Annotated in this window: 29 protein-coding genes; 28 read left to right on the top strand and 1 reads right to left on the bottom strand. The window is 47.3% G+C overall.

The genetic code is table 11. From position 1 onward, the window contains the following. From terL to LGZ98_RS20120, 20 genes are all read left to right on the top strand, one after another. A partial coding sequence (gene terL, locus LGZ98_RS20025) for a phage terminase large subunit (RefSeq protein WP_262978460.1) occupies positions 1–891 on the top strand: 891 nt, incomplete at its 5' end. A gap of 211 nt (positions 892–1,102) precedes the next feature. After that, a complete protein-coding gene (locus LGZ98_RS20030) occupies positions 1,103–2,572 on the top strand; it encodes a DUF1073 domain-containing protein (protein WP_262978461.1) in 1,470 nt (489 codons plus the stop codon). 76 nt (positions 2,573–2,648) lie between these two features. After that, on the top strand, positions 2,649–3,182 hold the full coding sequence (locus tag LGZ98_RS20035; protein ID WP_262978462.1) for a phage head morphogenesis protein: 534 nt from the start codon (positions 2,649–2,651) through the stop codon (positions 3,180–3,182). Between the two features lie 49 nt (positions 3,183–3,231). Then, a complete protein-coding gene (locus tag LGZ98_RS20040) occupies positions 3,232–4,494 on the top strand; it encodes a DUF2213 domain-containing protein (RefSeq protein WP_262978463.1) in 1,263 nt (420 codons plus the stop codon). 10 nt (positions 4,495–4,504) lie between these two features. Continuing rightward, positions 4,505–5,005 (top strand): structural cement protein Gp24, encoded by a 501-nt coding sequence (locus tag LGZ98_RS20045; protein ID WP_262978464.1) that lies wholly within the window; start codon positions 4,505–4,507, stop codon positions 5,003–5,005. 10 nt (positions 5,006–5,015) lie between these two features. Continuing rightward, positions 5,016–5,963, top strand: a complete 948-nt coding sequence (locus LGZ98_RS20050; protein WP_262978465.1) for a DUF2184 domain-containing protein — start codon at positions 5,016–5,018, stop codon at positions 5,961–5,963. Positions 5,964–5,978: 15 nt separating this feature from the next. After that, positions 5,979–6,197 (top strand): STY1053 family phage-associated protein, encoded by a 219-nt coding sequence (locus LGZ98_RS20055; RefSeq protein WP_262978466.1) that lies wholly within the window; start codon positions 5,979–5,981, stop codon positions 6,195–6,197. After that, complete coding sequence (locus LGZ98_RS20060) at positions 6,166–6,576, top strand: DUF4054 domain-containing protein (RefSeq protein ID WP_262978467.1); 411 nt, start codon at positions 6,166–6,168, stop codon at positions 6,574–6,576. Before LGZ98_RS20055 ends, LGZ98_RS20060 begins: the two co-directional genes overlap by 32 nt. Continuing rightward, the gene (locus LGZ98_RS20065; RefSeq protein WP_262978468.1) at positions 6,573–7,091 is read left to right on the top strand and encodes a hypothetical protein; all 519 of its coding nucleotides are present in this window, start codon (positions 6,573–6,575) and stop codon (positions 7,089–7,091) included. Before LGZ98_RS20060 ends, LGZ98_RS20065 begins: the two co-directional genes overlap by 4 nt. After that, on the top strand, positions 7,078–7,464 hold the full coding sequence (locus LGZ98_RS20070) for a head-tail adaptor (RefSeq protein ID WP_262978469.1): 387 nt from the start codon (positions 7,078–7,080) through the stop codon (positions 7,462–7,464). The genes LGZ98_RS20065 and LGZ98_RS20070 overlap by 14 nt, the downstream gene beginning before the upstream one ends. Next, positions 7,442–8,002 (top strand): phage neck terminator protein, encoded by a 561-nt coding sequence (locus LGZ98_RS20075; protein WP_262978484.1) that lies wholly within the window; start codon positions 7,442–7,444, stop codon positions 8,000–8,002. Before LGZ98_RS20070 ends, LGZ98_RS20075 begins: the two co-directional genes overlap by 23 nt. A 3-nt stretch (positions 8,003–8,005) precedes the next feature. Next, entirely contained in the window at positions 8,006–9,469 is a 1,464-nt protein-coding gene (locus LGZ98_RS20080; protein WP_262978470.1) for a DUF3383 domain-containing protein, read from the top strand. An 8-nt stretch (positions 9,470–9,477) separates the two neighbouring features. Then, a complete protein-coding gene (locus LGZ98_RS20085) occupies positions 9,478–9,918 on the top strand; it encodes a phage structural protein (RefSeq protein ID WP_262978471.1) in 441 nt (146 codons plus the stop codon). A gap of 2 nt (positions 9,919–9,920) precedes the next feature. Next, positions 9,921–10,346, top strand: a complete 426-nt coding sequence (locus tag LGZ98_RS20090) for a phage tail assembly chaperone (RefSeq protein ID WP_262978472.1) — start codon at positions 9,921–9,923, stop codon at positions 10,344–10,346. A gap of 35 nt (positions 10,347–10,381) precedes the next feature. Continuing rightward, the gene (locus LGZ98_RS20095) at positions 10,382–10,534 is read left to right on the top strand and encodes a DUF6889 family protein (protein ID WP_149616278.1); all 153 of its coding nucleotides are present in this window, start codon (positions 10,382–10,384) and stop codon (positions 10,532–10,534) included. Next, entirely contained in the window at positions 10,524–12,536 is a 2,013-nt protein-coding gene (locus tag LGZ98_RS20100; protein WP_262978473.1) for a lytic transglycosylase catalytic, read from the top strand. Before LGZ98_RS20095 ends, LGZ98_RS20100 begins: the two co-directional genes overlap by 11 nt. Continuing rightward, positions 12,536–13,150, top strand: a complete 615-nt coding sequence (locus tag LGZ98_RS20105) for a phage baseplate protein (protein WP_262978474.1) — start codon at positions 12,536–12,538, stop codon at positions 13,148–13,150. The genes LGZ98_RS20100 and LGZ98_RS20105 overlap by 1 nt, the downstream gene beginning before the upstream one ends. Beyond that, positions 13,150–13,455, top strand: coding sequence for a phage baseplate plug family protein (locus tag LGZ98_RS20110; RefSeq protein WP_262978475.1), 306 nt, complete (start codon positions 13,150–13,152; stop codon positions 13,453–13,455). The genes LGZ98_RS20105 and LGZ98_RS20110 overlap by 1 nt, the downstream gene beginning before the upstream one ends. 4 nt (positions 13,456–13,459) lie before the next feature. Then, on the top strand, positions 13,460–14,521 hold the full coding sequence (locus tag LGZ98_RS20115) for a baseplate hub protein (protein ID WP_262978476.1): 1,062 nt from the start codon (positions 13,460–13,462) through the stop codon (positions 14,519–14,521). A gap of 23 nt (positions 14,522–14,544) precedes the next feature. After that, entirely contained in the window at positions 14,545–15,669 is a 1,125-nt protein-coding gene (locus tag LGZ98_RS20120; RefSeq protein ID WP_262978477.1) for a hypothetical protein, read from the top strand. 85 nt (positions 15,670–15,754) lie between these two features. Here LGZ98_RS20120 and LGZ98_RS20125 read toward each other — a convergent pair whose 3' ends face one another. Beyond that, on the bottom strand, positions 15,755–15,991 hold the full coding sequence (locus tag LGZ98_RS20125) for a hypothetical protein (protein ID WP_262978478.1): 237 nt from the start codon (positions 15,989–15,991) through the stop codon (positions 15,755–15,757). Between the two features lie 125 nt (positions 15,992–16,116). Between LGZ98_RS20125 and LGZ98_RS20130 the strand changes: the two genes are divergently transcribed. The 8 genes from LGZ98_RS20130 to LGZ98_RS20165 all read left to right on the top strand — a co-directional run. Further along, on the top strand, positions 16,117–16,302 hold the full coding sequence (locus tag LGZ98_RS20130) for a hypothetical protein (RefSeq protein ID WP_214051819.1): 186 nt from the start codon (positions 16,117–16,119) through the stop codon (positions 16,300–16,302). A 223-nt stretch (positions 16,303–16,525) separates the two neighbouring features. After that, positions 16,526–16,957: a hypothetical protein gene (locus LGZ98_RS20135; protein ID WP_262978479.1), complete on the top strand. Its 432-nt coding sequence runs from the start codon at positions 16,526–16,528 to the stop codon at positions 16,955–16,957. Continuing rightward, complete coding sequence (locus LGZ98_RS20140; RefSeq protein WP_262978480.1) at positions 16,950–17,279, top strand: hypothetical protein; 330 nt, start codon at positions 16,950–16,952, stop codon at positions 17,277–17,279. Before LGZ98_RS20135 ends, LGZ98_RS20140 begins: the two co-directional genes overlap by 8 nt. A 59-nt stretch (positions 17,280–17,338) precedes the next feature. Continuing rightward, on the top strand, positions 17,339–18,097 hold the full coding sequence (locus LGZ98_RS20145) for a phage baseplate assembly protein V (RefSeq protein WP_262978481.1): 759 nt from the start codon (positions 17,339–17,341) through the stop codon (positions 18,095–18,097). Then, positions 18,094–18,447 carry a contractile injection system sheath initiator gene (locus tag LGZ98_RS20150; RefSeq protein WP_149616217.1) on the top strand — a complete coding sequence of 118 codons (354 nt, stop codon included), beginning with the start codon at positions 18,094–18,096 and terminating at the stop codon, positions 18,445–18,447. Before LGZ98_RS20145 ends, LGZ98_RS20150 begins: the two co-directional genes overlap by 4 nt. After that, positions 18,444–19,631, top strand: coding sequence for a baseplate J/gp47 family protein (locus LGZ98_RS20155; RefSeq protein WP_262978485.1), 1,188 nt, complete (start codon positions 18,444–18,446; stop codon positions 19,629–19,631). The genes LGZ98_RS20150 and LGZ98_RS20155 overlap by 4 nt, the downstream gene beginning before the upstream one ends. Before the next feature lie 2 nt (positions 19,632–19,633). Next, positions 19,634–20,290, top strand: a complete 657-nt coding sequence (locus LGZ98_RS20160) for a baseplate wedge 1 family protein (protein WP_262978482.1) — start codon at positions 19,634–19,636, stop codon at positions 20,288–20,290. 10 nt (positions 20,291–20,300) lie between these two features. Next, positions 20,301–20,964: phage tail protein (locus LGZ98_RS20165; protein WP_262978483.1), on the top strand; the 664-nt coding region annotated here is incomplete at its 3' end.

Below are 20,964 nucleotides of genomic sequence, written 5' to 3' on the forward strand. Positions count from 1 at the left end.
ACGTTCTTTACTCGTGCAGATCCGAAGTTAAACGGCATCGTGATTATCCTCACGCGCTGGCATCAAAATGACTTGGCGGGGCAACTTCTTAAACTGGCTGAGGAAGGCGGCGAGCAATGGCGAGTAGTCAGTTTTCCAATGGAAGCCGAAAATGAAGAAATTCACGTCCTGAACGGCAAAACGTACAATTTGAGAAAGCCGGGTGAAATCCTGTTCCCTGAACGCATGCCCCGCGATTTCGTCGATAAATGCAAGCAAAGAGGTTCGCTTGTCTGGAATGCTCTCTATCAACAGAGACCAACCGCAAAAGGCGGCGGCTTAATCAAATCTGAGTGGTTTAAAGAGTACACGGTCTTACCGCCCATTCGCTGGAGTACGGTGTATGGCGATACGGCACAAAAAATCAAAGAAGCCAATGACTTCTCTGTTTTTGAGCTGTGGGGGTTGGGTGAAGACGGCAAGATGTACCTGATTGACATGATCCGGGGAAAATGGGAGTCCAAAGAGCTTAAACGTCGTGCTGTTGCTTTTTGGACAAAATGTAAGGCGAGAAACGATTGTGGTTCTTTGATTTCGATGAAGATTGAAGATAAAGCGTCGGGCACAGGGCTAATCCAAGAAATCCAGACAGAAGCACTTTGTCCAGTGATCCCCATACAAAGAGATAAGGACAAATTCACTCGGCTAATGGACGTTCAAGGCTATATCGAGTCGGGTTACGTTTATTTACCCGCCGAAGCAGAATGGATAAATGATTTTCTCACTGAAATGGAAGCTATCACGCCAGAGTTTAATACGCATGATGACCAATTAGACCCGCTTATGGATGCCATTTCTGATATGAAGTCGGGTGACTTGGGTGTGTGGGAAGCTTTAGGGCGACAACACTAGAAAATAACGGTTTCACACCAAAATCACATCGAAATGATTTTGGTGTTTTTATTAACAATTCAGTAACAAATAAAAGCGCCCGATTTAGCAAAGAAGATTGAGGGTTTTATCCGCTTTGACAGCAAATTTAAGCGAACCTCAAACCCTCAGTGCACTTAAGAACCATTATGTTAAAAAGTGCCAAATTTTAACAAATTTCAGTGAGGAAGCCATGACCCGTAAAAACCGCCGTAACGGCGCAAAAAAGCCCGTTAGGACTGCTGACGGGTACAATAACTTTACTGCGAAACTCGGTGGTTACACATCGAATATTCAGACTGGTGGTACGTACATTCCCGGTTACATTTCACGCAATAGAGTACAGATTGAGTTTGGCTATCGTAGCTCATTCTTAATTGGCGCTGGTGTGGATGCGATGGCTGACGATATGACCCGCAAAGGCATAACGATTAGTTCACGGATGAAACCCGATGCAAAAGGAAAACTGGAAACGCTTTGGGAAGATATCGGGATTTGGGACGAGTTAAATAATACACTGAAATGGTCTCGTTTGTACGGAGGGGCGTTGCTGGTGGTACTGATTGACGGTCAAGACATGTCTACACCGCTCAATCCTGAAACTATCAATGAGGGACAGTTTAAAGGCGTGATGTGCCTTGATCGTTGGATGGTCAAACCAACCGATAGCGATTTGGTAAAAGAGTATGGCCCCTACTTTGGAAAACCCAAGTTCTATAACGTAGTGATAAATCAACAGGGAATTCCGCCTTGGAAAATCCACTACTCCCGCGTCATTCGAATGGAAGGTGACACGTTGCCATTCCAGCAGGCGTTAACAGAGAACGGCTGGGGGATGTCTGTTGTAGAGCGTATTTTCGAGCGCGTACAAGCATTTGATACTGCGACTGTAGGCACGACTCAACTCATTCACAAAGCGCACTTGCGGACGTATAGCATTGACGGGTTTAGGAAAATATTAGCTACAGGCGAAGGAAGTCCCGCATATGCCGCACTGATGAAACATATGGACATGATCCGTGAGTTCCAGACAATCGAAGGTATGACGCTCATGGACGCATTGGATACATTCCAGACGCACAGCTACTCATTTGCGGGCATTGCTGATGTTATTCTGCGTTTTGCTGAACAGGTGTCCGGGGCGACAGGTATCCCATTAGTTCGCTTGTTTGGTCAATCCCCGTCTGGTTTCAGTACCGGCGATGGTGACTTAGAAAATTATTACAGCCGGGTGAATACGTTGCAAGAAAGACGTCTCAGACGGCCTTTGCGCTGGCTGCTTGATATTTCTCATCGCTCGTTATTTGGTTCGCCACTGCCCGCCGATTTCACTTTTATATTTAATAAATTATGGGAGATGTCGGACACAGACAGAGCAACGATGGCTAACAATGTCGCGACTGCTGTCAGTACGCTGGTGGATCGGCAAATCATGCCAGTTCACGCAGCGATGAATGACCTGCGCAACTTGTCAGACATTATCGGCATCGGGGGTTCAATCACAGATGAAGACATTGAAAGCGCAAAAACGCTCTGGGAGGAGTCTGAATCTGAGACCAGCTCTCCGCCGTCGTTCAATAGCACAGTACGAGAAAAGCCTATCGGAGATAGCGCACCAAGTGGGCGAAATCGTCACCGGTTATTACGATGGTTCTCAAGCTAGCGCGGATACCATCTCCGGTCATCTTATCGACTACTCGCATGTTCTTGACGATTGGATTACTTCCGTCGCGCATAAAATGTTCATGCAAGTGGAGGGCGAAGAATGGCACCAGTGGCGTTCTGTGTCGCAAGAGATTTCGGCGGGCTTGCGCAATGTGGTGGGAAATACCCCGATAGGACAGGTCACTCAGGATATTGTTTATCGTCAGATTCAACTGATGAAGTCACTACCGCTTGAAGCTGCTGAACGTGTTAAAGAGATTCAGGACCGAGCGATTCAGGCCGTTATCAACGGTGAGCGACCGGATGAACTTTATCAAATGATTATGGAGTCGGGGAATGTTGCCGCTGGTCGCGCAAGGATGATAGCGCGAACCGAGATTGGCAGAGCGACAACGGCCCTTACACAGGCTCGGGCGCTCTCTGTCGGTTCTGAGGGGTACTGGTGGCGCATTGAAGGGGCAGGAACGCGACCCTCACACAGAAAGATGAAAGATAAATTTGTGCGCTGGGAAGATCCTCCCACATTGGACGGAATGACAGGCCATGCGGGATGCCTACCGAACTGTAAGTGCTGGCCGGAAGTTCACATACCCCCACCGAGAAAGTAACAATAGGTCGCAAATCGCGGCTTTTTTAATGCCTGAAAGCAGGTAACTCATGAAATATTTTTTTACAACAAAGCTTGGAGAGACGCGCTATCTACAGGCCGATGGCTCATTGCTGTGTAAAGACGTACCCATTGCCCGCACTGGCACGCAGACATACTTACCCGAAGAAATTGACTTACAGCCCGACGCTAGCGGCTTAGTGACGGTTTATCGCACCGAAGATGAAGTTTTTTCAGATGAAACAATGGCTTCGTTCGAAGGTGTGGCAGTCACATTGGACCATCCCGAAGACGAGAACGGGGATATTGTTTTTGTCAATCCGTCCAACTTTTCTGAACTGGCTCACGGACATATCCAGAACGTGCGTCGGGGTACCGGCGATAAGTCGGATTTGCTGGTCGCTGATGTGCTGGTTAAGCGTCAGGAAGCTATCGATGCGATTAATGCAGGAATGACAGATGTCAGTTGCGGTTATGACGCGCAATACAAGCAGATAGCGCCCGGCAGAGGCAAACAATATCAGATTACAGGAAACCATCTTGCCATTGTCAAAAAAGGCCGGGCGGGTGGTCGCTGTGCAATCGGGGATTCAGCCCCAAAATTCAAAAAGGAGAAGCCTGTTATGTCATGGCTTAAAAAGTTGGCGACAGCCGTTAAAACAAGAGACGATGACACGTTAGCAAAACTCATCGATGAAGCGCCGGAACTTCCATCTGACGGGATGGCATCAATTCCGGGCGCAACAATCAACATCAATGTACCTTCGCAAGCAACCGCGTTACCGCCAGCGGATCGCACGACTACGGACACAGACCCCGACCCTGACAAAAACGATAAATTGACGGGGGATGGTGATGTACCGGAATGGGCTCAAAAATTCATGGATTCCGTGTCAACTCGTCTTGATACGCTTGAAGGGAAAACAACGGACAGCAACCCTGATGACGAAGATGAAGACGCTAAAGTGACAGGTGATGCTGCCTACCGCCGCAATATCATTGCTGACGCGGAAATCATCTGCCCCGGCTTCAAGCCTACAGGGGATAAGTCACTCAAAAGACAAGTGCTGAACCATGCTATACGGACTGGTGACAGCCTGAAATCATTTGGTATCGGTGATTTTTCAAAAGCACCAAAAGCAACCGTTGATGCTGTGTTTAACGCTGCGGTAGAAATCAACCGGCAAAAGAATCGACTCAGTCCTGCTGCTTTTCCAACTGCTGATGCTGCTAGCTCAGCAGTGGGATCAAAGCACTCTACACCGGCACAACTGAATGAGTTGTACGCGAACATTTGGAAACGTAACAAATAAGGTAAATACAATGGGTGGAATTTCTTATCTTGACCGGATGCCGCTAGGCATTCCGGGTTCTGTAACTCGTCCCCGTGATCTGACTATTCAGCCGGAAACCTTCGATCCCAAGAAATTGTTCAGCGGATATGGGCTGGTGGGGAAATATGCGGACGGAAAATTTGTACCACTTGAGGATGGCGATACGGTGGACAAAGTGAAAGGTATTCTCGTTCGTCCCTATCCTATTCAGTCACAGGCAGATCTGGCATACCTCGGTATTAAAGTAGGGTCCGCAGCCGACAATCTGAAGCGGGGTTATATCTGCGTGTCGGTGGGCGCCTCCGCTGTTAGTGCCGGTAAAGGCAATCCGGTTTATGTACGCGTCGCCGGGGCGACAGCCGATAGTCCGTTAGGGTCATTTGTACTGACACCGGATGCCACAGCAAAAAATACGCCTGCATTGCCGGGTGCCGAAGTGATGGGGCCGGGAGATGCTAACGGCAACATTGAAATCGCATACAATATTTAAGGAATGATGAATGTTTACTATTGATAAAGCTACGAGGGACTCTACCGGTGTGTTTCTTATCGGTGAACTGGAACGTAGGGACCAGACGCTGAACATGCCGCTGGTGTCAACCAAGTGGTCACGTGATATGCCGCTTCGTACTGATGTTTCTATTGCGGATGAAGTGTCTTCCTACACGAATACCTCACTTGCGGCGGCGGGAGGGTCAAACCCGAACGGTAAGAACTGGATCAGCACAACATCAACAGCTAACCCGGGGCCAAGCCTAAATATTGAGCGCACGGCTCAGGCATTGGAGCTATGGGGAATGGAAGTTGGCTATACCGTAACCGAGTTAGCTTCGGCAATGCAAGTGGGGCGCCCCATTGACAGCCAGAAGTATGACGCGATGAAGCTAAAATACAACATGGACGTTGATGAGCAGGTATATATCGGTGATGCTGAAAAAGGAATGTGCGGATTACTGAATATCCCTCAGGTTATCCCACGTGCAGCAGCGGCTCCGTGGACTGCTGCGACAGACCCGGACGTTATCGTTCAGGACTTTAATATCCTTCTTACGGACGCTTGGGTCTCTTCCGGCTACGCGATTTGCCCCGGCAAAGTTGGCTTAGCGCCTGAATTGTTTGGGTTGTTGTCGAGCAAGAAGGTATCTTCTGCCGGGAATATTTCCGTATTGGAATATGTGAAGATCAACTGTATCGCATTCCAGGAGAACGGCGAACCGCTGGAAATCGTTTCAATGAAATGGGCTTCTAAGCGCGGTGCTCGCGGTGCGCACAGGATGATCGCTTATACACAAGAAGAGCGATATATTCGCTTCCCGCTGGTACCCCTGTTGAACACACCGTTGGAGTATCGCGGCCTGTGGCAACTGACAACGTATTACGGTCGTTTGGGGCAAGTTGAAACGCCATACGCGAATACCATTGCTTATTTGGATGTTCCTGTTCAGTGATAAAGGGTGAAGAAAATGAAATATCTCGTTTCAGGTAAAGCCATCTTGTGTTTTGAGGATGGACGCGCCGTCACGCTTGATCCCGGTATCCACGAATATACGGATGATGTTGCAGGACATTGGGCTTTCCCTTTCTACGCGCAGACATTAGACAATCCTGTGGAGCAACCTGAGCGGGACGACAAAAAAGGGAGGGCTGGCAATGGCAAAAAACAGTCTTCTTCCGACAGCTGATCAATTCCGTACCGACTTTCCTGAGTTTTCCGACGAAACTTTCTACCCTGACGTCGCAATCAATTTCTATCTCAGCCAAGCTGATAATCTACTCGACCAAAACGTACACGGTGACCAGTTCGTCTACCTTGCTGAACTCTTCACCGCACATTACGTCGAGCTGAGAGGGAAAGCTACTGCGGGTGCGACTACCGGGGGCCGCGTGAATACCGCAGGCGGTGGCGTGTTGACGTCGAAATCCGTAGATAAAGTTTCAATGAGTTACGACACATCCGGGATTATCAATTCCGATGCGGGATTCTGGAATAACACGGCCTATGGAAGAGAGTTTTTTTGGTGGTGGTCGATGTTCGGCGCTGGTGGGAGGCAACTGCTATGAAAAGTGGTCTGACAGTCAGAAAGGACAATGCAAAGTCAGTACTGGAATCCCTCAAAAAGCTGTCCGGTCTCGATGTGCTGGTGGGTATCCCAGCTGAAAATGCTACACGGGAGGACGGGGAAGCGCTGAACAACGCGGAAATCGGCTATCTGCAATCTACCGGGGCGACAGTGGAGCTTAACGGACAAACGGTCACACTTCCGCCGCGCCCTTTCCTTGATGTAGGAATAGAGGATTCACGTGAGGTCACCACGGCACACCTTAAGGCCGCGGCAGAGCTGGCGTTGGAGGGTAAGCAAGATGCCGCTATCCGTGAACTTGAAAAAGCAGGACAAATCGCTCGCGATGCTGCAAAAAAAGTCATTGGTGACGGTGATCGGCTGACCCCAATTGCTGACGCGACAAAAGAAGCTCGACGCCGGCAAAGAATACCAGGCGACAAACCGCTTTACGCGCACGGCTACTTGCTGCGCTCTATCAACTATGTAGTAAGGAATAAAAATGCCGCTTCTTGATGTGACAGACATTCTGTTTGACCCCGATTTCTGCGATACGACACTGAAATATACCCGGAGAACGGTCATTGTCGATGATGATGGGTTTGCGACTTCGGAAAAAACGACAAAAGGTTTTGCCGGGGTGGTGACCGTTGACAGCTCTCTTGAGGCTCAGATGAGAATAGCCGGGCAAGTCGTCGGCGGTAATATCCTGATTATCACAACAACGCGACTGATTGCGGGCGAAACAGATAAAACGGGCGATGTTGTCATGTATCAAAACCGGGATTACTTGGTTAAATCTGTTGATCCTTATACGGCTTATGGCGCCGGTTTTGTTCAAGCTCATTGTGAACTGTTGCCGTTTGATGGAGGGATACCCATTGAGTGATAGCACCCAACCCGGCTGGCTCACCCCGGTATCGGCACCGGTCTATGACCGCGAGATAGAGCGAAAGCTGTCACGCTGGATAAGTTCAGTAAGTGGCTTGCCGGGGAAAATGATGTTCCCAAAATGGCAACCTAATGATGAAACGCGAGTTTTTCCAGCTAACGATACAAACTGGTGCGCCTTTGGGATTTCATCGATGGTTTCCGATGATACGCCCGCTTTCGTTAATCAGACGGATGAAAGTACCGAGTTATGGCGACATGAGAAAATTGAATGTCTTATCTCGTTTTACGGCCCGGCAGGTCAACATCATTGCACGCAATTTCGGGATGGGATTACGGTCAGTCAGAACAACGCCGAGTTAAATCAAGTCGGTCTGTCACTCAGCCACTACGGTCGTATTTTTTCCGCGCCTGAGCTTATTAACAACCAGTGGGTGCGCCGCTATGACATGACGATTATCTTGCGGCGAAAAGTGGTGCGTGAATACGGTGTTAAATCACTGGTGGAAGCGCCGGTTAAATTCTTTGGAGATTAAATTATGCAGGGATTACCTGTTTCAAATATCGTCAATGTCACGATAAACATGGCCCCGCGTGCCGCGCAATCCCGAAACTTTGGTTCCTTATTAATAGTAGGTGCCAGCAATGTGATTGATACCCATGAGCGGTTACGCTTGTATTCCGATATCGATGGCGTCGGGGCTGACTTTGGGTTAGATACACCGGAGTATCAGGCCGCGGCGCTTTATTATTCCCAGTCACCCCGTCCGGTTGATTTATATATTGGTCGATGGGTAAAAGATCAGGCGTTCGCGGCCTTAAGGGGCGCGATACTGACCAAACAACAGCAAGCCATCAGCAACTTTACGACTATCACGGATGGTTCGTTTAAGTTAACAATTAACGGTAAAGAAGCGGTATACAGCGGCATCGATTTCAGTAAAGAGACTAATCTTAATGGCGTAGCCCAACGGGTGGCGGAAAAGCTGAAAGATTGCTCGGTGACGTGGGATACATCCCGTTTTGTGATTACGTTGCAAGCATCGGGTACAATGGGTTACGTCTCATCAGCAACGACGGGGACTTATATTGGTGACCTGTTAAAGTTGGATCAAGTCGCCGGCGCTACCGCTATCGAACCGGCCAAGGCAGAAACCATTGCCGAGGCAGTAGCGACATTGGGATCGGTATCCGGGGGCTGGTACGGGTTGGTGGTTGCCGATAATACCTTGACGGACGATGACGTTCTCTCTGTTGCTGATTACATCGAATCTACATCTGTTTCCCGTATCTATGGACATACAGCACAGAAAACAGAGGCATTGGATACTGATGTTGATACCGATATCGGCTCAAGACTGAAAGCGGGCAACTATCAACGCACGCTCTGGCAATATTCATCGGGCAAACCCTGTACTGTTGCTTCTCTGTTCGGGCGGATGTTTACGGTCAATTTCAACGGTAATAACACCACCATTACTCTGAAATTTAAACAGGAACCGGCAGTCACTGCGGAAATCCTCACAGCAACGCAAGCTAACGCCTTGAAGAAGAAAAATGGCAATGTTTTCGTTAAATACAACAACGATACGGCCATTATTCAAGAAGGTGTTATGGCGAATGGGGATTTCATTGATGAGCGCCACGGTCTGGATTGGTTACAGAACTACGTTCAGAACAATCTTTATAACCTGCTTTACACCAGTACCGGCAAAATCCCCCAAACTGACGCGGGCGTGACGCGTTTACTGACCAATGTTGAACAGTCACTTGACCAAGCCGTAACTAATGGGCTGGTGGCACCCGGTGTATGGGGCGGCGGACAGATTGGACAGATTCAATCCGGCGATACATTAACGAAGGGTTATTACGTCTATGCGCCGGCCATTGCGACACAGGCACAAGCTGACAGGGAAGCCCGAAAAGCACCGGTTATTCAGTGCGCTATCAAGTTAGCGGGTGCCGTCCACTACGCTGATGTATTGATTAATGTAAATAGGTAAGGACTGATATGGCTACATATTCATTTATGGATGTTTCGGCGTCAATGACAGGCCCGACCGGGGTTATTGATCTCGGCTATGGTTCAGCGACATCTGAGGAAGGTATCACCGTTACGATGACCGAAGCCAAGAACACCATGACTATTGGCGCGGATGGCGAAGGGATGCATTCATTACATGCGGGCAAATCCGGCACTATCACCGTGACTTTACTGAAAACCTCTCCGACGAATAAAAAGCTCTCACTGGCTTACAACGCGCAATCACAGTCATCGGGGACATGGGGGAATAACGTTTTTCTGATACGTAACCTTGTTTCCGGCGAAGTCACGACAGCGCGGGGCGGTGCTTTCCAGAAGCAACCGGATTATACCAACGCTAAAGATGGCGGCACGGTCGCGTGGGCGTTCGACTGCATCAAAATAGACCAGGTATTAGGGGAGTTCTAACGATGGAATTTGAAGTTAATGGTATCCAATACCGCGCCGCAAAACTGAGCGTGTTTGATCAACTCAAAGTATCCCGTAAGTTGCTGCCCGTGCTTGCCGGGTTAGTGTCTGATATTCGCGCCGTACAGACGATGGCGCAAGGCAATAATATGGAGGGCGCTTTAGAAAAGGCGCTGCCCAAAATTGCTCAGGCTGTCTCTGACTTAAGCGACGAAGATTGCAACGCCATTCTTTACCCCTGTCTGTCTGTTGTTTCCCGGCAACACGGCAAAGGGTGGACGGCAGTGTTCTCGCAGGGGGCCTTGCATTTCGATGACATTGATCTGCCAACACTGTTGCAGCTAGTCGCTCGTGTAATCGGGGATTCACTGGGAAATTTTTTGCACGCACTCCCCGACAACGAGACGCTAACCCCGCCAGTGGCTTAGTACTCGATTGCCTGCCGGACGGGGAAGATTATCTGATGCGCCCCGTTGACGCCGGCTATATCCAATACCCCGATCTCTTAAGCGGCGTTGTTGACCTGGCCGATATCGCACGTATGAATGACTGGTTAGATTTAAAAGCCGATAACGAGGCCCGTATAGCACGCTGGAGAGATGCCCATGAGCGGTAATGTTGACACAATTAAAGACTTCCTTATCAGTCTGGGGTTTGATGTAGACGAAAAAGGTCGGGGTAAATTTGACTCAGTTTTGAAAGGTGTTACGGCCAACGTGCTAAAAGTCGGGGCAGCCGTTGAAGGGGCAGCACTCACTATCGTCGGGTTTACCACCAAAATTGCAATGGGCTTAGATAAGCTCTATTGGCAGTCACAGCGTACCGGGGCCACCGTTGCAGGTATCAAAGCGCTCGGTTATGCGGTTGCACAGATGGGCGGTAGCGCAGAAGCCGCGCAGGGCGCGTTGGAAAACATGGCGCGTTTCATGCGTAACAATCCCGGCGCGGAGGGCTGGCTTAATCGTCTTGGTGTTCAGACTCGCGACTCGTCCGGCCAAATGCGCGATGCCGCCAGTATACTTGCGGGTGTCGGCCAGAAACTGAGTAGTATGCCGTATTATCGCGCTAATCAATACGCCCAGATGCTCGGTATTGATGAAAATACACTGATGGCGATGCGTCGTGGCTTAGCCGGTTTCACTGCTGACTATCAAATGATGTTGCAGAAGACCGGATTCAATGCCGACAAAGCCGCACGACAAGCGAATAAATTCACCACAGCACTGCGCGGCTTTAATGGGTTGCTCGGTATCCTTCGGGATAAAATTGGAGCCAATCTGGCTGGTGGCTTAGCGAGCTCTTTCGACTCGTTACGTCAGAAGATACTGGATAATTTCCCGAAAATTGAAGCGACGCTGACTAAGATTATCAAAGGCATTTTGTGGTTTGCTGATGTCTTTAGTCGCATGGTTTACCGGGTAGTTCAAGGTATTGGAGAAGTTATAGATTGGTGGAAAGGACTGGATGAAAGCAGCAAGATGCTCATTGCCATGTTCGGGGCGATTGTTGTTGCCTGGCGTATTCTGAACAGCGCGTTCCTGATGTCACCCATCGGCATGATAACGGTGTTAATCGGTGCGCTTCTTCTGCTTTATGACGACTATAAGACCTGGAAAGAAGGTGGCAAAAGCCTGATTGACTGGAGCAAGTGGGAAAAAGAAATCGATCTCGCGATTAATGCTTTTAAGGAAATCGGGAGATGGATTAAAGAGGGCGTTGATGCGGTCGGTGGCTGGAAAAACGCGTTCTTAATTCTCGGCGGAGTCGTTGCAACCACCTGGGCAGTAAAAATGCTCGCGGGATTCGCGAAAGTGTCTGCGGCATTAACCCCCTTACTGGCTCGCCTCGCGCCACTATTAGGTTTAGTAGCCTATGGTGGATACTTATACAGCGATTGGGACAATATCAAACAAAGTGCAGAATCATCGTGGGACTACAATACGCGTCAGCTAAAACGCGGGATCGGTGACTTTGGCAAGTGGTTAGGTATCGATAACGACTGGGCTAACAAACATCAAGGCGGTTTACCCAACCCTGTTACAGCGGATATCCCCGGCATGCCCGGTGCGCCAACCCCACCTCCCTCACCCGAATATCATGAAAGAGGATTGCGTAACAACAACCCCGGTAACTTGAATTTTGCGGGACAACGAGGCGCGACAAGGGAAAATGGGGAAGGGCGTTTTGCCAGCTTTGAAACAGCATTTGACGGCTTGCGAGCACTCTCACGGCAGTTAACGTTGTACGCTAAGCGTGGTCTCACAACAATACGCGACATTATCACGAAATATGCGCCACCCGAAGAAAACGACACCGAAGACTACATTGCTTTCATTACAAAGCGGCTCGGTGTTGATCCGAACGCCCGGTTAAATTTACAGGACCCCCAAACGTTAATAGCAATGATGAACGGCATCATAACCCGCGAAAATGGTCGTAATCCCTATTCTAGTGAACTTATCAATAAAGCTGCACTTGCGGGCAGTGGCAGCGTTCAGCAAACGACCAATATTACTGTTCATGGCGCGACTGACGCGAAAGCCACGGCGGATGAGATTGCCAATAAGCAAAACGGCGTGAATGCCCGGTTAATACAACTCCAAAAGCAGGTGAGCTAATGGATATTTTATCTGCCATTTTTCAGCAACAAACCCGGTCGTTTGGCACTGAAAGTATGTTACTTGTGCCGAGTGTCGTTATCGCTGAAAAGCATACAGATGCGCTTGAAATTACCGAACATCCTGTGGAAATCGGGGCGGCAGTGAGTGACCATGCCTACAAAAAACCCTCTGAAATCACAATGGAGTTAGGTTTTGCAGGTGGCGGCTCGCTTCTCGATTTTGTTGATACATCCAAGATTGGCTTGAGTATGGGCTTAAGTCCGAAAGAGACCTATCAGAAAATCCTTGATCTCCAGGAGTTGCGAGAGCCCTTTAATGTCATCACAGGCAAGCGTACTTACGAAAACATGCTGATCAAAGCGATCGAAGTCACTACGGACAGGCATAGCGAGAACGTATTGCTGTGCACCCTGACGTTACGTGAAGTGATTATCTCATCTACCCAAACTGTGCAAGTCGCTGAAAAAGAGACCATGAAAACGGGGGTGAGCACATCAGCGGTGGAGAACTCAGGCACGAAAGCATCGAGACCTGTCAATGAATCCGTTTTGTCAGAAATAAAAGACGGTGCCGTTAATGCATTTAAAAGCTATATAAAAGGAGGCGGCTGATGCACGTCTCAGAAATCCCACTCACAGCGAGCAATCAAATGTTTGCAATTAAACTCGGCGATCAGAATGTGAAAATGCGCCTGATTTTCCGGGATGCCGCTGGCTGGGTGATGGATATTCAAAATAATGCGGGTGTGCCCTTGCTGGTGGGTGCGCCACTCACACCCGGCATTAACTTATTAGAGCAATACCCGTATTTGGGGATCAACGGCATGTTAGTGATTGTTAATGATGCCGACAGTGCTGAATACCCGACAGATACAAGTCTTGGGTTATCCAGTCATCTTTATTTTGTACAGAGGTAAAAATATGAGTCAGAATTGGTTACGTCACTTTGAATTAATGTTGTTAGACGATCAGGGCAAAGGGATCGTTTTATCGGATTTTAGAGTCATATTTAATATTGAGTGGTTCACGATTAGTTTCCCGCGAGTGGCGACGTTAAAGATTTACAATCTGTCAAAAGATACCAGCAATCGCATATTAGGTAGTGAGTTCTCGAAGATAAAAATTATCGTGGGCTATGATGGCGTAACACCCACGGTTCCTGAAAGTGAAGTCGGCAAAGCCCGACCGGTTGAGCCGGGTACGACGGGACAGCGTGACGGCCAAAATTACGGGGAGATCTTTAGCGGAGATATCCGGTTTACGTTGACCGGCCGTGACAACCCGACTGATACCTATACCCAAATTCAGGCATGTGACGGCCAAGAGGCGTTTGCTTACGCGACTATCAATCAAACTGTGGCGGCGGGTTATACCGTTGCCGATATCAATGAATTAACGATGCGCACGTTCGCTCCTTATGGGATTACGGAAGGGCATACGCCGGCGATGCCGACTACCGTATTCCCTCGCGGAAAAGTACTTTTTGGTATGTCACGGGATGTGATGGATAATATCGCAGGACAATGTAAAGCAAGATGGCAGTTCGTTGACGGTAAACGCGAGATGGTTTCAGATGAGATGTATGTACACGATGCTATTGTTCTGAATAGCCGGACCGGGTTGATTGGCATGCCGCAACAGACCATTGGTGCGGGTGTTAATGTGAAGTGTCTGATCAATCCTAACATCAAAGTCAACGGTCTGATTAAACTTGATGAGGGTTCGGTATATAGAACGTCCCTGCCTAATTCCGACATCCAGATGTCAGGCGGGCGGCTGACGGATGAAAACGATAACGGGAACCTTTACGTCAGCGGCGTGTCTAAACCTCCAGCAAGTATCGCTACAGACGGCGTGTATATTGTAAGAGGCATTATGTATACTGGTGACACTCGCGGCAATGCGTGGTACCAAGAAATGATGTGTGAGGCGCGTGGGGCTGCGGATTTATTAAGCGGCTCGATTATTGCAAGAATGCCATGAAATAATATATTACGGTTATCATTATGCTGATATTCAAGGTTGTTAAAGCTTCTGCTGTTTTTATCATCACTGCCTCACTTATGGGGTGCACATATGGAAAAATTGATCCAGAAAAAGTACTTACAGAATTTCACATTAAAAAAAATGATAACTATAAAAAACGCCCGGGCTGGGGTGTCATAGAAAAGTTATCAAATGATGATTGCCAGACTTTCAAATCGAATGGTAAAGCACTTTTTGATTGGGAGAATTCCCCATGCACTACCGATAAGTTGATTGACTTTGTTAATTCGAATCCCCAACTGATACCTATTTTCTATGCGTCTTATCATGAGTACGGTAGAGTAAATACTGGGCAATTGTCCGATGATGATTTTTACGCTATGCGTAATGATAAAAATTATACCCGCATACTATATATTTTTAGCCGCATTGCTGATTATGTTTCGCATAAGTCGACAGTTGAGGGAATATACACCGATTTTAAAACTGATCGCTGGAGTATGGGGCTTAATAATGTTGATGAAGAGAGCTTCAAGGTCAGCTTAAGTAAGTTTGCAGCTCAGAAAGATTCGATTGTAGCTCAATACAGCCAAGCGATGCAGAAACGCACCAGAATAAATGCGCAGGAAAATGAGCGTATCCGTAAAGAAAGGGCTAAACGTAAATCAGAGATTGAAGCGAATTTACCCGCTATACGTATTTATCCTGACTTTGGTCCAAACTCTTCAACCAGTGAGAAGTTCATTAAAGAACAACTTGATCATCTTCATTTCACGAAAAAGCAATCTGTTGATGAATACGGGAATTTAGCTGCGACATATACCTATTACGTGGAAGGGAGAAAGATATATCCTACTGGGAATTTTGATGTCATTGATTTCATAAATGGTATAAAAATGACCATTCGGAGATGTTCCGAGGTCGGAGCGTACACAGACTCAAGGTCTGTAAATAATGCGTGCGTGGCAGGTATCGCTCAGGGCATTAAGGAATGGGGAGCGACGGCACGCGATAAATCCATTTCGGATAGAGCGTGGTTTGCTGGTGCGATTGATGGGAATAATCGATATAATCCCCTTGATAACGAAATATTGTTCTCACATTGGGCAGGTATGGCTCGTGTTTATAGTTCAAGGGGGCTTTAATGATAGTTACACCGAAGATCATCGGCTCGTTTCCTTGTAAGAAAGTGGCGGATTAAACTATAAAGCCCGTAAAGGGCTTTGCGTCTTACTTTGCAGGGGCCTGAGGCTCCTTATTTTCCTCCACGGCCAGTTCAATCCCCGGTTCTTGCTCTAATATTTTAGCAAGATCGGCGGATGTTAGGTTTTTGAACTCCATAGTTACACCGTTTTTCTTAATTTTAACCTTTTTCCCATGCTTGGCTTTAATCCATGCGCAAAGTATCGAAGCAATCATAAGGCATGCGGGTTTTGAGTGAATGATCTCAACAATAACAGCTTGCACAACTGATACGACATTAACAGAGTCACCTGTTCTGACGATAGTTGATATGCTTCTTTCTTCTTCGGGAATAAGGTTTTTTTAAATCAGTAAGAATCTCATCACTAACCGCTTTGGAGAGTTTTATTGTGAATACCGGTTTAGACATAACGTTTAATGGCTCCTATGCCAGTAAATTAAGAGTGATCATTTCTTTGCTGAGAGTTATCAGCATTCTTATTTTCAATGAAAAAGCTACGCTGACTATCGAAGGGACTTTGGTAAAGCATAATGAATATACGTCAGTCAATTCTTTTGAAAATCCTGATATTTGATCAGCTATGTTGCTATGTACAGTTTTCTTTATTGCAGGGTCACTCAGGTCAAGGATGGTGAGCCTGAAACATTTTGATTGTTTAAATGCGTTGAACTAGTGGTTCAATCGAACTATTATCACCATAGCGAGTTAGGAACTATGACTAAATTAGCAAGAGCGATGCGTTACTTTATTGCGCCTCCTGATGAAATTCTAATGCGGATCACACACAAGAGGTCTGAATGAATTCAGAGAAAATAGCTTTCATTTTTCCCGCCACAAAAGATGCCAGAGATAGGGAAGAACCGATCCTTAATTTTCGATGTCCAGCATTGCCCGCTGAAACGAAAATAATTATTGCTGTCGCTTTTGTTGGGCTTCACCAATCTAAAGACTATCTAATTTCTATCGATATTACTGACAGCAACGGTACAACAATTCTACATGGTCGGACAGAAGATATACCCGCAAAGGTATCAGTAACCGCTAATGATCCCGATGCAGAACCAACAGACGTGCCGGGTTTTTTGAGTGCTTCGGTTTCGATTAGGGTGATAAATGCTGGGATTTATGTAATAAAATGTTCTATAGCTCGCGCTGATACGCCTGACGAGACTATTCATAAATCAGAAGCCCGCTTTAGAATGGTTTCATCGGAGGCGCATAATGGGTAGTGAAGATTCTGTCATTGATGGCACGAGATTTTCTGATGGCCGGTGGTCATATACCGATACGCCATCAAGTAGACATTCACATGATAATGGTTCATCATTCAAACAGGGTGGCGGAAATGGCGGAGGTGGAGATATGGAGGCTCGTGTAGCTCGTCTCGAATCAGACGTTGAGCATATTAAAAAATCTATAGACGAAGTAAAAACTGACGTACGAGAAATGAGAAAAGACGCACGTTCAGACTTCCGCCTGTTATTTGGCGCGATAATTGCTGTGGCGCTTGGATTAGCTGGTTTAATGGCTAAAGGATTTCACTGGATTTAATTTAACAACCCTATTATTTACTAAGCCGCTTAACTGCGGTTTTTTTATGGAGTTTTCCCATGCCCGTATCAACAGAATCCAGAACCGGCGATTTATCCGAAACACTGAAAGCCATAAACCATTCGCTTTCTTCTCAACTTAGGGTAGCGATACCCGGCATTATTCAATCCTTTAATGCGGATGCGGTCACGTGTGTTGTTCAGCCTGCGATTAAAAGTGGCATTGCTGATGCTGAGGGGAAAACTACCTCGGTATCCTTGCCCCTGCTGGTGGACGTGCCGGTTATCTTCCCAAGGGGCGGTGGCGTGACGTTAACCTTCCCTGTAAAAGCCGGTGATGAGTGCTTAGTCGTATTTGCTGATCGCTGTATTGATTTTTGGTGGCAATCTGGCGGTGTACAAGAACCAGCAGACGATCGGCAACACAGCTTATCTGATGCCTTTGCTATCATCGGTCCGCAGTCTCAACAGCGAAAAATAGCAGGTATCAGCACAAGCACCGCGCAACTGAGAAGTGATGATGGTGCGGCGTATATCGAACTCGATCCCAACAGCCATAACGTTACGGTTATCACACCGGCAAAACTTATTGCTACTGCCAATGGCGGTACCGAAATCACCTCACCTGACATCATCCTGAATGGTAACGTCACCATTAATGGCAACTTATCACAGGGCATGGGCGCTGGTGGCGGAACGGCAACGATGCAAGGCCCGGTCACCGTGAGTAATGATGTGACAGCAGCAGGGATTAGCCTTAAAAACCATGTGCATAGTGGCGTGCAATCAGGCGGCAGTAATACGGGAGGTCCCCAGTGAGATACCGACGTGAAGATGAGAACGGCGATTACAGTTTCGGACAAGGGGATAATACGTTTCTGACGAATTCGCCCGAAGCCGTTGCGCTGGCAGTCAAAACCCGGCTGGCGCTATGGCGCGGGGACTGGTTTCTGGATATGAAAGAGGGTACCCCTTACGTACAGTCCGTGCTTGGAAAACAGCGATCTGATGTTTATATCCTTGCCGTTCGTGACCGAATATTAAAGACTAAAGGTGTTAAGTCGATCCTTTCATTTGATACACGCAATGACGGCACGACACGCCGCCTCACATTCACCGCTACTATCGATACCCTATACGGACAAATTACGGTAACAAGCGAGGCATAATGTTAAATCTTGATACATTGGGGCTGGCCGCAACAGTGACAGCTTCGGGCATCAGTGCGCCTGATTACCAAGCAATCCTGAACAAAATCACTGAGTTTGCCCGTCAGATATACGGTGCTGATGCTTATTTGGAGCCAGACAGTAAAGACGGTCAGATGCTGGCAATTTATGCGCTGGCTATTCACGACGCCAATAATGCTGTGATTGCTACTTACAACTCGTTCAGTCCAGCGTCAGCAACCGGCGCGGCGTTATCTAACAACGTAAGGATCAACGGGATAACCCGGCATAAATCCACGTATTCGACAGTAGATGTTAAGCTAATCGGTACCGTTGGCACAGTTGTGAAAAACGGCATCGTGCGAGACATTAACGGCTATAGCTGGAGTTTACCAAGTACTGTAGCTATTGGGATACACGGCTTTGTTATCGCTACTGCTACGTGCCAGACAAAAGGCAATGTCACTGCATTAGTCGGGGATGTTTCGATTATCGGCACGCCAACTCAGGGCTGGCAGAGTGTAACAAATCCTTCAGCAGCTACGCCCGGCCAGCCGATTGAGAGTGATACGGCATTGAGAGAACGGCAACGGAAATCTGTTGCGCTGCCATCAAGAACCGTGCTCGATGGGATACAAGGCGCAATCAGTTTAATTCCGGGCGTTGTTCGTCGGCGTGGGTTTGAGAACGATACTAATGCGACGGACAACAACGGTATTCCGCCGCATTCGATTGCCATGATAGTCGATGGCGGTGATGCGAAACTAATCGCTCAAACCATCGAAACAAAGAAAGGACCGGGCGCAGGCACTTTTGGCGACACTGAAATTAAAGTAGCCGATAACTATGGCATTTTGCACCCGATTCATTTCTCACGCCCGAAAGACGTGCCTGTCTTCGTTGAAATAACTCTGACGGCGTTTGAGGGATATACAACATTAGTCGGCGATAGAATTCGTGCAGCAATCGCAAGTTATATCGATGCTCAGTTAATCGGTGATAACGTTTATTTAAGTCGTTTATTTTCTCCCGCTAATTTACGCGATGATGAAGGCTTAACTTATGATATTTTTGAAATACAAATCGGCAGGTCCGAAGATGATGTATCGCCGAGCAATTTAATTGTGACATTTGATGAAGCGGTTACATGTAAACCAGAGCATATTAAATTAATAGCGAGGTGACGATGAGAGATTATTTATCACTGATTACCCCTCAGCATAGAACGGCAAATAAATTTGTTACGCACATCGATTTCATTACCCGGCCACTATCTAATATTGCTACTGTTGCAGGTCTTTTGAATACCCAATTCTCAATTGATGAGGCGGTTGGGGTTCAACTAGACGCTGTAGGAGAGTGGATTGGCATATCTCGGTATGTCAAAACGCCTATAAAAGGGGTGTATTTTGCATTAGATACGGAAGGTGTGGGATTAGATGAAGGTAGTTGGAAACGGCAATATGATTCGGATTCTGGTTTTACAGAGCTTGATGATGAAACTTACAGAACGATATTACGCTCCAAAATTCGCGCTAATCACTGGGACGGTACAAATGAAATGCTGGCTGAAATTTATCAGGGTGTGATTCCTGACGAATCAGTATTAATATTTTTCGTTGATAACCAAGATATGACGATGGATGTTTACGTAACTGGCGGTGTCGTTCCAGAAGTTGTCAAAGCAGTTATTCAACAAGGATATTTAAATATTAAGCCCGGCGCAGTCAGAGTTAATAATTATACCAATTCTGAAAATCGGGGGGTTATTTTTGGTTTCGATTCAGACAGTAAATACATCGCCGGATTTGATGCCGGCGGTTGGCCCATTCTATTAAATTAAGAGTAAGTAAATGGCTAAGAATGAATTTTTAACCTTCGGTATAGCCGAGGGTGCTAATGTATTATCAAATGACGAGTACGCAGCATTAGCTGCAAGAGTTAATGGATTTAGTGCGGGTGTTGCAAAGTCACGTGAATTAAATAAAGCATGGCGCCAGTCATCTATTATTACGCATATTCTTGCACAATATATTGCTGATGAGTCCGGCAATGATGTTCTGGATAATGGAGATATCGACGCCCTGAAAAAGAGTTTAGCGGCTGCTATTAAAAATGCCCTGCCGGAAGTTCACGACGCCTCATTAACCCAAAAAGGCATCACCCAACTCACAGACAAAACAGGTAACAGTAATACCCTTGCAGCCACTCAGAAGTTAGTTACTGATGTAAACAATAACGCCAACACTAAGCTCGCCAAAAATCAAAACGGCGCCGACATTCCAGACAAGAATGCGTTTGTGAAAAACCTCGGTTTGGTGGAGACGGTGAATTTGGCGAATGGTGCTTATCAAAAATCGGGTGGGGTTGTCAATGGGAATGTGGATGCAACAGGGTCCATTTACGGTAGAGGAGTATATGATACCGGTGTTCGCGTATATAGCGCTACAAATAAGCCGTCCCCGGGAGAATTAGGGGCGTATACCATAACAGAATCAAATAGTTTGATTGTACCTG

It is taken from the genome of Photorhabdus kayaii, assembly GCF_025384895.1.
Taxonomy (GTDB): domain Bacteria; phylum Pseudomonadota; class Gammaproteobacteria; order Enterobacterales; family Enterobacteriaceae; genus Photorhabdus; species Photorhabdus kayaii.